This is a genomic window from Campylobacter concisus (assembly GCF_002913745.1).
GTDB lineage: Bacteria > Campylobacterota > Campylobacteria > Campylobacterales > Campylobacteraceae > Campylobacter_A > Campylobacter_A concisus_R.
The window spans coordinates 32,378-47,303 of sequence record NZ_PPCG01000013.1 but is presented as its reverse complement, the minus strand read 5'-3'; the positions used below and the strand labels follow the sequence as shown (position 1 = coordinate 47,303).

Annotated in this window: 17 protein-coding genes and 1 other RNA gene; 15 read left to right on the top strand and 3 right to left on the bottom strand. The window is 41.0% G+C overall.

The genetic code is table 11. From position 1 onward, the window contains the following. Positions 1–129: 129 nt before the first annotated feature. The 10 genes from phsA (at position 130) to CYO90_RS01150 (ending at position 10,425) form a co-directional block, all read left to right on the top strand. Positions 130–2,403: a thiosulfate reductase PhsA gene (gene phsA, locus CYO90_RS01195; protein ID WP_103578141.1), complete on the top strand. Its 2,274-nt coding sequence runs from the start codon at positions 130–132 to the stop codon at positions 2,401–2,403. A 9-nt stretch (positions 2,404–2,412) separates the two neighbouring features. Then, complete coding sequence (locus CYO90_RS01190) at positions 2,413–2,976, top strand: 4Fe-4S dicluster domain-containing protein (RefSeq protein WP_012140133.1); 564 nt, start codon at positions 2,413–2,415, stop codon at positions 2,974–2,976. Next, positions 2,969–3,904, top strand: coding sequence for an NrfD/PsrC family molybdoenzyme membrane anchor subunit (gene nrfD, locus CYO90_RS01185; protein WP_103578140.1), 936 nt, complete (start codon positions 2,969–2,971; stop codon positions 3,902–3,904). The genes CYO90_RS01190 and nrfD overlap by 8 nt, the downstream gene beginning before the upstream one ends. Before the next feature lie 90 nt (positions 3,905–3,994). Then, positions 3,995–4,663, top strand: coding sequence for a response regulator transcription factor (locus CYO90_RS01180; protein ID WP_009294240.1), 669 nt, complete (start codon positions 3,995–3,997; stop codon positions 4,661–4,663). Beyond that, positions 4,647–5,753, top strand: coding sequence for a sensor histidine kinase (locus CYO90_RS01175; protein ID WP_103578139.1), 1,107 nt, complete (start codon positions 4,647–4,649; stop codon positions 5,751–5,753). The genes CYO90_RS01180 and CYO90_RS01175 overlap by 17 nt, the downstream gene beginning before the upstream one ends. Before the next feature lie 49 nt (positions 5,754–5,802). Continuing rightward, positions 5,803–6,813 (top strand): Holliday junction branch migration DNA helicase RuvB, encoded by a 1,011-nt coding sequence (gene ruvB / locus CYO90_RS01170; protein WP_021090089.1) that lies wholly within the window; start codon positions 5,803–5,805, stop codon positions 6,811–6,813. Between the two features lie 23 nt (positions 6,814–6,836). Further along, complete coding sequence (locus tag CYO90_RS01165) at positions 6,837–7,916, top strand: cytochrome C (RefSeq protein ID WP_103578138.1); 1,080 nt, start codon at positions 6,837–6,839, stop codon at positions 7,914–7,916. A gap of 202 nt (positions 7,917–8,118) precedes the next feature. Then, the gene (locus CYO90_RS01160; RefSeq protein WP_103578137.1) at positions 8,119–9,159 is read left to right on the top strand and encodes an AI-2E family transporter; all 1,041 of its coding nucleotides are present in this window, start codon (positions 8,119–8,121) and stop codon (positions 9,157–9,159) included. A gap of 14 nt (positions 9,160–9,173) precedes the next feature. After that, positions 9,174–9,545: an HIT family protein gene (locus CYO90_RS01155; protein ID WP_103578136.1), complete on the top strand. Its 372-nt coding sequence runs from the start codon at positions 9,174–9,176 to the stop codon at positions 9,543–9,545. Then, a complete protein-coding gene (locus CYO90_RS01150) occupies positions 9,538–10,425 on the top strand; it encodes a cache domain-containing protein (protein ID WP_103578135.1) in 888 nt (295 codons plus the stop codon). Before CYO90_RS01155 ends, CYO90_RS01150 begins: the two co-directional genes overlap by 8 nt. Positions 10,426–10,511: 86 nt before the next feature. On the opposite strand, the gene panB is transcribed toward CYO90_RS01150, so the two are convergent. Further along, on the bottom strand, positions 10,512–11,327 hold the full coding sequence (gene panB, locus CYO90_RS01145; protein WP_103578134.1) for a 3-methyl-2-oxobutanoate hydroxymethyltransferase: 816 nt from the start codon (positions 11,325–11,327) through the stop codon (positions 10,512–10,514). Positions 11,328–11,412: 85 nt separating this feature from the next. On the opposite strand from panB, the gene CYO90_RS01140 reads away from it, so the two are divergent. The 5 genes from CYO90_RS01140 (at position 11,413) to CYO90_RS01120 (ending at position 12,741) form a co-directional block, all read left to right on the top strand. Then, positions 11,413–11,817 carry a hypothetical protein gene (locus CYO90_RS01140; RefSeq protein ID WP_009294227.1) on the top strand — a complete coding sequence of 135 codons (405 nt, stop codon included), beginning with the start codon at positions 11,413–11,415 and terminating at the stop codon, positions 11,815–11,817. 30 nt (positions 11,818–11,847) lie between these two features. Next, positions 11,848–12,206, top strand: a transfer-messenger RNA (tmRNA) gene (gene ssrA / locus CYO90_RS01135). An 87-nt stretch (positions 12,207–12,293) separates the two neighbouring features. Then, positions 12,294–12,392: a WG repeat-containing protein gene (locus CYO90_RS01130; RefSeq protein ID WP_103578133.1), complete on the top strand. Its 99-nt coding sequence runs from the start codon at positions 12,294–12,296 to the stop codon at positions 12,390–12,392. After that, positions 12,393–12,521, top strand: coding sequence for a WG repeat-containing protein (locus CYO90_RS10725; protein ID WP_103578144.1), 129 nt, complete (start codon positions 12,393–12,395; stop codon positions 12,519–12,521). Continuing rightward, positions 12,502–12,741, top strand: coding sequence for a ribonuclease (locus tag CYO90_RS01120; protein WP_103578143.1), 240 nt, complete (start codon positions 12,502–12,504; stop codon positions 12,739–12,741). Before CYO90_RS10725 ends, CYO90_RS01120 begins: the two co-directional genes overlap by 20 nt. 51 nt (positions 12,742–12,792) lie before the next feature. Here CYO90_RS01120 and sppA read toward each other — a convergent pair whose 3' ends face one another. Beyond that, a complete protein-coding gene (gene sppA / locus CYO90_RS01115) occupies positions 12,793–13,656 on the bottom strand; it encodes a signal peptide peptidase SppA (protein ID WP_103578132.1) in 864 nt (287 codons plus the stop codon). Beyond that, positions 13,644–14,861, bottom strand: a complete 1,218-nt coding sequence (mqnF, locus tag CYO90_RS01110; RefSeq protein ID WP_103578131.1) for an aminofutalosine deaminase family hydrolase — start codon at positions 14,859–14,861, stop codon at positions 13,644–13,646. Before mqnF ends, sppA begins: the two co-directional genes overlap by 13 nt. Between the last annotated feature and the right edge of the window lie 65 nt (positions 14,862–14,926).

The following is a 14,926-nucleotide window of genomic DNA, read 5'->3' as shown; positions in this document are numbered from 1 at the left end:
ATTTTGATATTTGATCTCACATTTTATAAAATATAAAAATTAAAAAAAATTATTAAATAAAATTTAATTTTAGTTTTAACTTTAAATAATAAAATAACAAAAAGTAAAATTTCTTTTAAAGGGAGAAAGATGAGCTTAAATAGAAGAGAATTTTTAAAATTCAGTGCAGGAGTTAGCGCAGCTGCATCATCTCTATCAGGTGGTGCTTTGCAAGGTGCTGCAAATGGAGGCGAAAAGCACGTTCATAGCTTTTGTGAGATGTGCTCTTCAAGGTGTCCTATCGAGGCAAAAGTCGTTGATGGCAAAGTTCGCTTTTTAAGTGGCAACCCAAAAGCTGGCGGCACGGCAACCTCTCTTTGTGCAAGAAGCGGCTCAGGACTTAGTCAGCTCTATGATGAAAATAGGATCAAAAAGCCGTTAATCAGAGCTGGCGATAGAGGCGAAAATAAATGGCGCGAGGTTAGTTGGGACGAGGCGCTTGACTATGTCGCTTCAAAGATGCTTGATATAAAGCAAAAGTATGGCCCCGAAAGCTTTGTATTTACCTGTAAAAGCTCGCAAACACACAAGCTAATGGTAAATTTTGCCTCAGCTTATGGCTCGCCAAACTGCTTTTCGCACTTTTCATGCTGTCCGATCACCTACCAAATGGTCTGCGAGCAGATGTATGGCATCGCTAAGCTAAAAAGAGACTTTGCAAATGCAAAATACGTTGTAAATTTTGGTCACAACCTCTTTGAGGGCATCGTCATAGCTGATGCTAAAAAGCTTGCTAAATTTGCAGCTAGCAAGGATACAAAACTACTTGTGCTTGAGCCAAGATTTAGCGTTGTAGCTTCAAAGGCTGATGAGTGGCTACCAGTTAAACCAGGCACTGACCTTGCCTTTGTGCTGGCACTCATCAACACTTGGATACAAAATGGCACTTACGATAAAGAATTTATTGAGAAATTTACAACTGGCTTTGATGAGATCGTAAAGAGCGTCGAGGGCAAAACACCTGAGTGGCAAGAAGCAATTACTGGCATAAAAGCAAATGATGTTAGACGTATCGCCGATGAAATTTACAAAGCTGCTCCAAGAGTTATCATCGACTTTGGGCACAAGACAACCACCACAAGAGCTGAATACATGAGGACAAAAGCCATCATGGTGGCAAATGCGATGATGGGTAACTGGGAGGTTAAGGGCGGTCTTTTTGGTGGCAAAAATGCAAAGACCTTTAACAAGCTAGTCGGCGAGGATAAATTTCCAGTTCTTAAAAACCCAGATGAGAAATTTAAAGTGCCAAAAGTCACTAGACTAGACTTCGCTGGCGAGGCTGGAGCGCATAAATTTGTAAGCAGAAAACATGGCGTTTTGATGGATATAGATAACGCTATCTTAAACGAGAAGCCTTACGCCATAAAAGGTTGGTTTAACATCCGCTTTAACCACCTCATAAACGTGGCTGAGACGATGAAGAGCATAGAGGCGATGAAGAAGCTTGAGCTCATCGTAGTGAGCGATGTCTATCTAAACGATATGGCGACCTTTGCTGATGTCATCTTGCCTGAGAGTAGCTACCTAGAGCGCGACGAGGGCATAGAGGACAAGTCAGGTCTAAAACCAGCTTATATGATAAGAAATAAAGTCGTCGATCCAGTTGGCGACACGAAAGATGGGGCGTTTATCTTTAGAGAGCTAGCACGCCGCATGAAGATAGATGAGCTTTACACTTGGAACGACATGCGTGAGTTTAGGATGCAACAAGCTGGTGGAGATGTAAATTTACTTGCCGCACTAGAAAAAGATGGCTTTATCACGTGGGATGAACCGGGAATTTTGTTTAGAGAAAAAGGCATGATCGATAAATTTATCGCTAAATATCCAGTCGCATCTAAATTTGTAGGAGAAAATGGCCTAATGGACGATATGGCTAAGCTTAAAACAAAAAGCGGCAAGATAGAGCTATTTTTACCTGACGTTGAGGCGCAGTTTGCAGGATATGGCGCGCTAAATGACAAAGATATGGACACATTTGACGGACACGAGCTTTGCCTAACATGCGGTAAAACGCCTATTCATACCAACGGCCACACTCAGGCAGTGCCATTTTTAAATGACCTTATGAGCGATAGCCCTATCTGGATCAATCCAAACACCGCTAAAAAGCAAAATTTACGTGACGGCGACACGGTCTTGGTCAAAAATAAATTTGGAGAGCAAAAGGGCAAGCTTATGGTGACTGAGGGCATTAGAGAAGATACGCTCTTTATCTATCACGGCTTTGGACACATCACGCCAGGTCTTAAGAGCATAGATCACGTAGGGCTTAACACAAGCGTGCTTCTTGATCCAGCTGAGGGTCCGGTGGCTGCGACTATGGTTACAAATGTTGGCGTTAGCATAAGTAAAGCGTAAGGATAGAAAATGAAAAAATATATGATGATACATGATGAAAATTTATGCATCGGCTGTCAAGGCTGCTCGGTAGCTTGCAGAAGTGCAAACAACGTGCCAAGGGGACTTTACCGCTTGCAGGTGCATGCAAAGATGAGTGGGACATTTCCAAATTTAAAGACTGACTTTTTACGTCAAAGCTGCGTTATGTGCGAAGATGCACCTTGTGTTGAGGTTTGTCCAACTGGCGCTAGCTTTAAAACAGCTGATGGCGTGACGCTGCTTGATCACAGAATTTGCGTTAGTTGTAAGTACTGCATCTTAGCCTGTCCATACGACGCTCGCTATGTCTTGCCAGATGGCGAGATAGGCAAATGCACATTTTGCTATGAGAGTAGGCTAGAAGAGGGCAAAGAGCCAGCTTGTGTTAGCGTCTGCCCTACAAATGCCCTAACTTTTGGCGACGTAAATGATGAAAACTCTAAAATTTCAAAGAAACTAAAAGAGAGCAAATACTACTTGCCAAAAGCGGAGTTAAACACAAAACCTTCACTTGCGATGATCGCAAATACAAAAGGAGCACACCATGAATAACATGTCAGGAAGCCTAGCTCAATACACAGAAATTTACTGGGGCTGGCCGATAGCTTTTTATCTATTTTTAGCAGGACTTAGTGCAGGTGCTAGCATCGTTGCTGTGCTCATCTCAAATAAATTTGGCAAAGACAACTACTACTTTAAAGCAGCCGCTCTTATCGCTCCAGTGGCGATCGTCCTTGGACTTGCTCTTTTGGTGCTTGATCTTGGCAAACCGCTTAGCTTTTACTGGATACTCTTGCTTTACAACTTTGACTCAGTTATGTCAATAGGCGTTGCTCTGCTTCTAGTTTATACGCCTCTTAGCGTTATATACGCGCTTGGTGCATTTAAAAACGAGATCGCATCACTTAAAATTTCTCTTTTTGACGCGCTTGCAAATTTAGCTAGTAAGCTTTCAGGTTTGCTTGGAGTTTTACTTTTCATCTTAGGCATTGGCGTTGGCGCATATACTGGCTTTTTGCTAAGCGCAGCTCACAAGATCGCACTTTGGAACACGCCAGTTTTGCCACTATTATTCTTAGTATCTGGCTTAAGCTGTGCTGGTGCTTTTACACTGCTTCTTGGCGTGCTAAAAGATGAAAAGAGAGCGCAAAACCAAACTGCACACTTTTTATTAAAATTTGACTTTTTAGCGATCGTAGCCGAGTTTTTGCTGATAGTTGCTCTTTTTATGGTCGTAAAAGGTGCAAGTGCAAGTGGTGCGCAGAGCGTAGCAAACGCACTTAGTGCAAATTCTCTTGGACTGATGTTTTATATCGGTGTCATAGGCCTTGGTATGGCTGTGACTATCATTTTAGACTTAAGCGTTTTAAAGGTGCATGATTTCAAACGCGAATTTGCCGTGCTAAACGCTATTTTAGTCATTTGTGGCGTCTTTTTGCTAAGATATTACATAGTCTATGCAGGACAAATTTTTATTTAATACTTAAAAAAGAATTTTAATTTGAAATTTACCTATTAAGTATTACAATAGATAAAAATCTTATTAAAGTTTGTTTTTTAGGAGAGCATTTTGAAGATTTTGCTTTTAGAAGATGATTTAGGGTTTCAAGAGAGCGTCTGTGAGTTTTTGCAGACGCTTGGTTATGAAGTTACAGCGGTGAGCGACGGTCAAGAGGCTTGCGACTTGATAGAGAAAAATTTCTATCACCTTTTTATACTTGACATAAAAGTGCCTGGAGTAAATGGTCACGAAGTCATCAAGTATATAAGAAGTCTAAATCCAAACGCTCCTATCATGATAACGACATCTTTAGTTGATATAGATGATATGGCGATTGGCTACGAGCTTGGCTGTAACGAGTATCTAAAAAAGCCATTTGAGCTAGCTGAGCTTAAATTTAGAGTTGCTGAGCTTATGAGAAAGTACTATGGCACTGACGATAAGAACATAGTAAAAATAAATGACGAGTTTAGCTTCAATCTAAATAAACGTGTGCTACTTAAAGATGGCAAGATGGTTGATCTTAGCGCAAAAGAGGTCGCTTTGGTCGAGTGTTTGGTCTCGCATCTAAATTCTTACGTCAGCATGGAGGAGCTTAGAGATCTTGTCTGGAACGACAAAGAGATCGAGGGCGCTGATATAAGGATGCACGTTTTAAAGATAAGAAACAAGACAAACAATAACTTTATCATCTCAAAGAGGCGCATAGGCTACAAGATAGATGCACAAGAGCTTTAAGATCCAGATCATAGCGACATTTGTCATAATGTCGCTCTTTTGCTTTCAAAGCTTTGTGATCTTAAATTTAAGTCAGAAAAATAGCAGCTCAAAGGCTCTCTTTGGCGCTATGAAGCATGAAACCATCATCAAAAATTCATTTCTCAAAAACGAAAATATAGCTAGCTCATTAAAGTATAAATTTGCGATTTATGACGTAAATTTTAAACCAGTCATCTCAACACTTAGCAAAGAGCCAAGTAGCTTTAAATTTGTAACTCTAGAAGAGGGCGGCTATCTTTTTTACAAGAGCTTTTTTATAAAAGATAAGACCCCTTACTACATCGTCGTAGAAAAGGAGCTTGACAACAAAAAGAACATCTTTTTAACAGCCATCATGCTGCTTGTCATCCTTGTGGCAGTGCTATTTATCGTCTATTTTTTATATCTAAGCAGTGTTAAGCCTTATAAAGAGTTTCAAAAGTATATGAACAACTTTTTTAACGACGCCATGCACGAGCTAAAGACCCCACTTGGCGTAGCTGGCATGAACCTTGAGATGCTTGGGCTTGAAAACAAGTATATAACTCGCATCAAAAACGCTCTAAAACAGATGCAAATAACCTACGAAGATGTCGAGTACTTCATAAAACGAGGCTACATCAAATTTCCACTTGAGAGGTTAAATTTGGGCGAATACGTTAAAGAGCGAGTGAAATTTCTCTCAAGCGTGGCTGAAGTTAAGCACATCGTGGTAAAGACAAATTTAGCAAGCGAGGCATTTACTATGCTAAGCAAGGTAGAAGCCCAGCGCATCATCGATAACACCATCACAAATGCCATAAAATACAGCCCAAAAGAGAGCGAGATAATAGTAAATTTAGAGCTTGAAGAAGAGCGCATCAATCTTAGCGTGCAGGACTTTGGCAAGGGGATAAAGGATGTAAAAAAGGTCTGGAAGCGCTACGTCAGAGAGGATGAAATCCAAGGTGGATTTGGCCTTGGGCTAAATATCGTCAGTGAAATTTGTCAAAAACATGACATTTTATATGGCGTCGATAGCGTTTATAATGAAGGCAGCACTTTTTACTATAAATTTAAACGAGCTTAGATTAAGCATAAAAGCGTAAAATGAAGCCTTAAATTTAGAAGGAAAAACTTTGGATAGAATCGTTGAAATCGAAAAAGTAAGCTTTGAAAATGACTTTGAAGTCTCGCTTAGACCGACAAAATTTGAAGACTACATCGGTCAAGAAAAGATCAAGCAAAATTTAGACGTCTTTATAAAAGCAGCCAAAAAGCGAAACGAATGCCTAGATCATGTGCTATTTTACGGCCCTCCAGGGCTTGGTAAGACGACCCTTGCTCACATCATCGCAAACGAAATGGGCGTAAGTATCAAAATGACTGCGGCTCCCATGATAGAAAAGAGCGGCGACCTTGCAGCGATCCTTACAAATTTACAAGAGGGTGACGTGCTTTTTATCGACGAGATACACCGCCTAAGCCCAGCTATCGAAGAGGTGCTTTATCCTGCGATGGAGGACTTTAGACTTGATATTATAATTGGCTCAGGGCCGGCTGCCCAGACTATCAAGATAGACCTGCCAAAATTTACACTTATTGGCGCAACGACGCGTGCTGGCATGATCTCAGCGCCTTTAAGAGACCGCTTTGGGATGGACTTTAGACTGCAGTTTTACACAAGCAGCGAGCTAAGCCGTATCGTGCAGATAGCCTCTGCCAAGCTTGGCAAAGAGTGCGATAAAAACGCCTCGCTTGAGATCGCCAAACGCTCACGTGCCACGCCTAGGATCGCTCTTAGACTATTAAAGCGAATTCGCGACTTTGCCGAGGTAAATGACGAGCAAATCATCAGCCACGAGCGTGCAAAAGAGGGGCTTAACGCGCTTGGGGTAAATTCGCTTGGATTTGATGAGATGGATATTAGGTATTTAGAAATTTTGATGCAAGCAAGGCGCCGTCCTATGGGACTTAGCACGATCGCAGCGGCACTTAGCGAGGACGAGGGCACGGTTGAGGACGTCATCGAGCCATATCTGCTTGCAAATGGCTTTATCGAGCGCACAGCAAAAGGCAGGATCGCTAGTGCGAAGTGTTTTGAGACCTTTAACGTCAAGATCGACATCGAAAAAGGGCTTTTTGAGTAGCGAAATTTAAATTTGGAGCAAAAATGAGCGAGCCACATCTTTGTCCTAAGTGTAAGCAAAGGACGATTTATTTTGACGGGATCTGCTACTGGTGCAAGCAAAAAGAGAAGCTGGAGTTTTATGAAAATTTAAGCGAAGACGAGATCAAACAAAAGCTAAAAAATGTCCTAGCCCACATAGATGAGATAGGCAAATACGGTGAAATTTACAGCGATCTTGTCTACATTTTCTACCTACATAGCATTTGCGACGAGCAGATCATAAGAGAAGTGACCAAGCAGGGCGAGTACTATCCATTTGAAATTTACAAAAATGCCCCAAGTGACGTAAGAGACGAGCTCATAAATAGCCTAAATGGCGCCCAAAACACCGTAAAAACAAATCACATTCTTTGTGCGCTTGCGTGGCAGGGCGATGAGGTGGTAAGAGAGCTATTTTTTAAGCTTTATGGTGCGCCAAAGCCTTGGAAGGCAAAGCTTCACGTTGATATGGATGGATACGCGCAGGTTGCAGGCTGGAGCTTTGATGAGAGCGGCAAGAGAAGAAGCCTAGTTTTTGATAGGTGCTTTACCTGCCAGCCAAGCCAAAGCGCAGAGGCAAGCGTTAAATTTAAAGCACTAAGCGATGAAAAGTGTAAATTTTGTAACGGCGAGATGCTGGAATTTACAATCAAAAAAGAGAGCCTAAAGCGACTTGGCTTAGAGCTTAAAAATGACGCTGTGCTTAAATTTTGTCCGACATGCGTGGGCTTTGTGCAGTACTTTTGCCAAAATGACGGCAATAGCGTTCAAACAGAAGTGGTAGGCGAGGGCGAGAGCGAAGACTATGTAAGAGAGGCTGTGGCGGTGCTTGATGGGCAAAATTTCGAGCTAGCAAGCGAAGTTTGCGCTCACTACTCGCATATGATAGATAGTGAAATTTTGCTTGGCGGATATCCGCAGTGGCTGCAAGACACCGAGCATCTAGCCTGCCCAAAATGCGCTAAAACGATGAAATATCTAGCGCAAATTCCTTTTGGTGCTTTGGCAGATGCCGAGGGCACGATCTATATGCAAATTTGTGATGAGTGCGAGGTTGTCGGAGCAAATTTTCAGTGCACGTAAAAAGGCTAAATTTATAGGAGCTTTTGAGCTAGAAAATTTACGTATGGCATAAATTTATCTAAATTTATTAAGCTGTGGCAGGCTAAAAATGCAAAAGCCTGCTCTTTGCAAATTTGGTGCCAAAGCGTTTTTTAGTAAATTTATCAAGCAAATGAGTAGCTTTGATAAATCTGCTATAATTACCCCATTTTAAGGGAGCGAGATGAATAACAGGCTGTTTTTTGGAATTTTTGCGCTTTGCGCTTTGGCTTTGGTGGTCTATCTTTTTAAACCATTTTTACTTGACATTTTTATCGCAGCGCTGCTTGCTGTGGCTGTTGCAAACGTGCAGATCGCATTTTTAACGCTTACTAAAAACCGCAAAACGCTCTCGTCAGGACTTACGACATTTGCGCTTCTTTGCCTATTTATCGCGCCGCTTCTTTACGCCGTCATCGAGATCGCGAAATACGCAGCTGGCTTTGATATAAACAACGTCACAAAGACGATTGAATTTATCAAAAACTACGACTTTAGCCTGCCAGAGTCGATAAATTTCTTAGAGCCAAAGATCAAGGAATTTATAGGCGGGCTTGATATCAAGATGCTCTTTTCGCAAGTCGCTGCTAATCTTGCAAATTTAGGCAAACTAAGCCTTAAATTTGGCGTTGATATGATCATTATCCTAGTCTTTTTCTTCTTTTGCAACCTTTATGGCAACGAGCTTATAAACTACCTAAAAGAGGCGCTTCCGCTTAAAAAAGAGGACACTGAGTCGATACTAAGCGAGGTTGGCAACGTGATGGGCGTCGTTTTTTACTCAACCATTGCAAATATGATCATCCAGGGCTTTTTATTTGCCATTGTCACCAGTTTTTACGGCTATGATGGCGTGCTAACTGGCATATTTTTTAGCTTTGCTTCACTCATCCCAGTCGTTGGTGGCTTTTTGGCGTGGGCGCCTATTAGCATTTATGAGTTTGCAAATGGCAACACAGCAGCCGCTATCACGATCGCACTTTACACCATTATCGTGATCTCATTTGGCGCTGATACCTTGCTAAAGCCGCTTGTCATTAAATTTATAAACTCAAAACTAGTCAAGATACCAACAAAGATAAACGAGCTACTCATCTTTTTTGCGATGATCGCTGGCATCACGACGTTTGGCTTCTGGGGCGTGATACTTGGACCTGCGATCGTGACATTTTTTATCTCAACGATCAAGCTTTACACGCTTTTGCGAGAGAGAAATTTCGTATAAAATAGGGGCAAAATATGATATATGAAGATAAATTTATAAGAGTTGAGCGCGAAGAGAACGAGCTTCCGTGGGTGAAAATTTTTACAGCTAAGCCCTACCGCGAGCTAAGTGAGTGTGATGAAGCGAGTAGAGCTAGGCTTTTTGAGGCGATGCTGGTTGCTGAAAAGGCGATGCTTGAGTTTTATAAACCAACTAAGATAAACATCGCAAGCTTTGGAAACTACGTGCCACACGTGCATATTCACGTCATTGCGAGATTTGAAAACGATGCATTTTTCCCAGATAGCGTTTGGGCTAGCCCCAAAAGAAAAAGCGAGCTTGAGCTACCTAAATTTGATGAGTTTGCTAAATTTTTAGAAAAAAAACTAAGGCTTAGTTTTGAGTAAATACAAAAAATATTTTAATATCTATATCATTTTAGTCGTTTTTGCGCTGCTTGGTAGCCTTTTTTATTTTCTTTATAGCTCATACATGGCTGAAAAAAAGCAAAACAACATGCGTGTCTTTTTTGACTATCACGTAAAGCAGCTAAACAAAAGCATTGATGACGCGAAATTTTCATCAATGGCGATCTCGATCTTGCTTGCTCAAAATGAGTCTATACAGATGTGCTTGCTAGGTCAAGACCGCGACGAATGCGTAAAAAATATCGAAAATTTGACCAAAACTCTTGGCGCAGCGTCGATGTATAACAACATCAAACTTCATCTTTACGACAAAGATCTAAAAAGCTACGTAAGAAGCTGGGATCTAAACAGATATGGCGATATGATCGCTAGTGGCAGGTTTTTAGTCCAAGAGTCAAGACGGCAAGATAAGCCCATGGTTGGCATCGAGGCGTGGTATGCTGGAGTGCATATAAGGGCTGTTTCAAATGTGATGCATGAGGGTAAAAACATCGGTAGCATCGAGGTTTTACTAAACTACGACTCACTTGGAAATTTTTATAAAACGCAAGGCATAGACCTCTTTGTGCTCCTATCAAAAGATAAGATGCCAGCACATAAAAGCGCGCCGAGTGATCAAATTTTAAGTGATTATTACATCGAAAATTTAAGCAGTGCAAATTTAAATATAGTTGGAATTTTGCGTGACATCGACCTTAAAAAGTATGAATTTTACGTATATAAGACGCACTATTTTTGCGTGGTGCCGCTACTTGATGCTAGCAACACGCAGATAGGCTACTACGTCCTTCATGTAAATTCCGACGAAAAAGAGCGAAACATCTCGCAAAATTATCTTGAATCAGAAGAGCTTTTTTAAATTTAAAAAGTATGCTCTAGCGCTTTGGTGTTGCTAGAGCTTTTTGCAGAGTTTTTATGGGCTACTTTTAAATTTGGAGTATAAATTTAACCCTGATACGAAAACTCTTCGCTTGGAAAAATTTTGCTTTTTACTTCGCTAGCATACTCTTGCACGCCTTTTCGCACAAGAGTGGCTCCGTCAAGATAGCGCTTAACAAATTTAGGTTTAAAGTCCTCGAAAAATCCAAGCATATCAGACCAGACAAGCACCTGTCCATCGACATCCGCCCCAGAGCCTATGCCCACAACTGGCACATGAACCCGCCTTGTTATCTCGCTTGCTACCTTGCTAAGCGTGCCCTCAAGAAGTATGCCAAACGCGCCAGCTTGTTCAAACGCCAAAGCCTCTTCAACTAGCCTTTTTGCCTCAAGCTCGCTTTTGCCTTTTATCTTATATCCGCCCTCAAATTTATAAAACTGCGGCTTTAGTCCGATGTGAGCCATCACGTTTATGCCCTCTTCGCAGAGGCGTTTTACTAAATTTACCTGATGCATACCAACTTCAAGCTTCACTGCATCTGCGTTTGTCTGCTTAAAAAATTTCATCGCATTTTTGATCGCTTGTTTTTCGTTTGTGTAGCTGCCAAATGGCATATCAGCTAAGATAAAAGTCTTTTTAGCCCCAGTGCAAACAGCCTTTGTGTGATAAAGCATGGTGCTCATATCGGCACTTAGCGTGCTCTCCTGCATGTTAAAGCTCATGTTTAGACTATCGCCAACAAGGATAACATCAGCGTAATCATCAAAAATCTTCGCAAATAGCGCATCATAGGCGGTTATCATCACGATAGGTTCAACGCCTTTTTTGTTTTTTATATCATTTATAGTGAGTTTTTTCTTTGCGATTGTTTCATCTTTCATGGCTGAGTCCGGTAAATTTTGTGATAATGCTAACAATTTTATCAAAATTTTGCTACAATTACGCCAATTTCTTAAGGACATGAAAATGGGTATATTAAAAAGGCTTGAAGTCGATTATTCTTATGATATAGTTGAGGAGTTTCTCTCTCACTACACTTTGATGTGCGATTTGCTAGAGCCTTTGATAATAAATTTAGGAAGAGCTGACAAGTATAAGGAGAGCATTTTAGAGCTTTCTAGGATCTTTCACAATATCAAATCAGCAGCAGGTTTTATGCATCTTGACCCGATCTTGAAACTAACGACTTTGGCTGAAGAGGTCACTCAAGAGGCTAGAAGCTTAAAAGGTCCAGCAAATGATAAATTTATAGATTGGTTGTTGCTTATTAGCGATCAGTTTCATAAATACAAAGGCGACGTCGAGAGAGACCTAGAGTATTTTAGCGTCCTTGAGCCAAAGATCATTGACGTACCTGCAAAGCTTGACTAAACAATCCAACTAAACCATTTCATTTTTTATGGGAGCGACTTGGCTTCGACAGGAGCAGAGTGTGTACGGTGGCACGTCGCTTTGAGCAAAGCGTAAAAAGCTCAAATTAAATTTAAACGCAAACAACGTTAATTTCGCTCCTGCTTACGCTAAAGCTGCGTAAGTTCAGTTGAGCCTCGCTTTGTCTCATTCTAGCTAGGATGTAAGCGAGTAATTTAGCTAGAGTAGGCCAGCAAAGTGACTGCTTGCTAGCTGAAATTTTAGTCTTAGTCTAAATTTTGGTTTTGGAAAGTGAGCCTTTTTAGATGAAATTTTCACTTTTGCTAAGCGTGTAGAGGCTGTACGGATTTTGCTTTTGGACAGGGGTTCGATCCCCCTCGCTTCCACCATCTACTTTAAATTTCTCTCAAATTTACTTACTTTTTAAAATAATATAAACTAAAATAACACAACTCATATAAACAAAGGAGAGGGATATGTTTTTGGGATTTGATGGTGTTTGGAGTTTTAACGAAGGCTTTGCTGCTGTTAAAAAAGATGGCAAATGGGGATATATAAACACCAAAGGTGAGTAGATCGTAGAGTGTAAATTTGATGACGCTTATAGCTTTTACGAAGGCTTTGCTGCTGTTCAAAAAGACGGCAAAAGGGGTTATATAAACACCAAAGGATGTTTTGTCATTTTTGACGAAAGCAAAAAATGAGATAGAGGTGCTTGATAAGGCTATAGACAGGTCAAATAACACTTTCTACTTATCACGACTAGGTGATAAATTTGGACTTTTGGATGAAAACTTTAATGTCGTTGTCAAAAATAGCATTTATGGTAAATTTGAGGTGCTTCAAAGGATAAATGAAACTACTTTTTTGATAAAAATAGCAGACCGAGATATCTTTGTGGATAGCGAGGGGAATTTTAGATAAGCTAGCTATAAAAAGCTTTACCAGCCAGTTAAATTTAACTTGGCTGGTTTTTTATCTAAGCTTTGTCTCGTAAAATGCATTAAAAAGCGAGTTTATGCCTTGCTTTGTAAATTTCTCCATTATCTTTTCGAGCTGCGGTTTTTCTTGCCAGATGGGCTCATCTACGAGGCTCATTTTTGCTAGCTCATTTTGAGCGTCTATGTAGCTGCCAAGGCTGTCTATTAGTCCCATTTTTAGGGCATTGTGTGCCAAAAAGACCCTTGCGTTTGCCCACTCGTCTTTTTTCTTGATATCTAAATTTCTAGCCGCCGCCACGTCGCTTACAAAGAGCATGTAAGCGTCATTTACTAGCCCTTGCAAGCTCTCGCGCTCCTGCTTGCTCCAGCTCCTCATAAAGGTGCCAGCTTCTTTAAACTCGCCAGCCTTCACCACCTGCTCGCTCACGCCTAAATTTTTGGCTAAATTTTCGATGTTTGCCCCTTGCATGATGACGCCTATCGAGCCTATGAAAGCGCCCGGGTTTGCTACGATAGTGTCGGCGTTTACGCCAGCGTAGTAGCTGCCACTTGCCATGTTGCCAGCAGCGTATGCGAGCACTTTTTTGCTCTCTTTTAGCCTCTTGACCGCCATGGCTAGCTCCACGCTAGGGCTTAGCGCGCCTCCTGGGCTGTCGATGTAGAGCAGCACGCCTTTGATGTTGCTATCAAGCCTTGCTTTTTCTAGTGCATCTAAAATTTCGCTTGTGTCCATTATCGTGCCGGTGATGTCAATGCGGGCTAAATTTGGCTCTTTCATCTTGCTATCTGGCGCGAAAATAAAAAATAAGATGAGTAAAAATATGAGCGCCTTAAAGTAGTTATTGATAAATTTAAAAATTCCCAAAAATCCTCTAAAAATAAGCCTTAAAATTTGCAAATTTTGCCTCCGATATATAGTTTTTTAGCCTCGTTTGTATGAAGTATGAGCTGAAGTATTAGCTCGCTATCATCGCACTCTAGGTCGTTATAGATTGCGATATCAGCCGCGCGTCCAGCCTTTATCTCGCCGTTATTTGTCCTAAGCGCCTTTGCGCCCCCATGCGTTGCAGCGACAAAAAGCCTAGTGGCAAGCTCGTTTAGATCAAGGCTAGCGTGGGTAAAAAGGGCGGCTCTTAGTTCATGCCAGAAATTTAGGCTGATATTTGAGCTAAGGCCGTCTGTGCCGATGTTTAGACTGACGTTATTTTTGAAAATTTCTTTTAAATTTAGCGCCTTTTTGCCAAGTAGCCTGTTTGAAACGGCGCAGTGTGTCACGCTGTGATGAGGCTTAAATTTAGCAAAATCACTCACATAAACGCAGTGCGTAAATAGCGTATTTATCTCACGAAACATCGCAAAGTAGCCATCCGCGTCATACATCGGCTTTGGGTCTTGGCTAAATCTTAAAAGATGCTTTTTAAAGCCACCGCTGCCGTGCTCTAGCCACTGCTTTTCAGCCTTGCTTTCTAAAAAGTGCGTGCTAACTAGAAGACCATCCTTTTTAGCTATCTCAAGGGCGGCTTTGGCGAGCTTTGGATGCGCAGAGTAGGGCGAGTGCAGTGAGATGGCTGGGGTGAAATTTTGGCTTTTATAGCCCTTTGTTTTTTCAAATTTAGCTAAGAAATTTTGTAAATTTTGGTGGATCATCTGCTCATTTGAGCCTAAAATTTCACTAAAAAGCACGACTTTTAGTGGGCTAGCGGCTAAAATTTCAAGATCACTACCAAAGCTAGATATCTCTCCAATGGCACAAACTCCACTTTTTAGTAGCAAATTTATAGCTTCACTCATCGCTTTTTTAGCGTCCATTTTAGCTAGCTCGCCGCCTTTATCGATGATAGAGCCAAGCCATTTTATAAAATCACCATATTTTAGTGTGCTAACGTTTGAGCTAAACTCCAAATGAACGTGCGTATTTACGAACGCTGGAGCGATCACACTCTCGCTAAAGTCACAAATTTTCGCATCTTTAAATTTCTTTTGCGCCTCTTTTTCGCTTGTAATTTCTAAAATTTTATCATCATCGATGACTAGACAAGAATTTCTTAAAATTTTTGGATTTTCTCCGCCAGTGATGATCTTTTTTGCTTTTAAAATTTCCATTTCTAGCCTTAAATTTTTGTTATTGTAGCGAAAATTTAGGAACGAAAATGTATAATTTGGGCTAT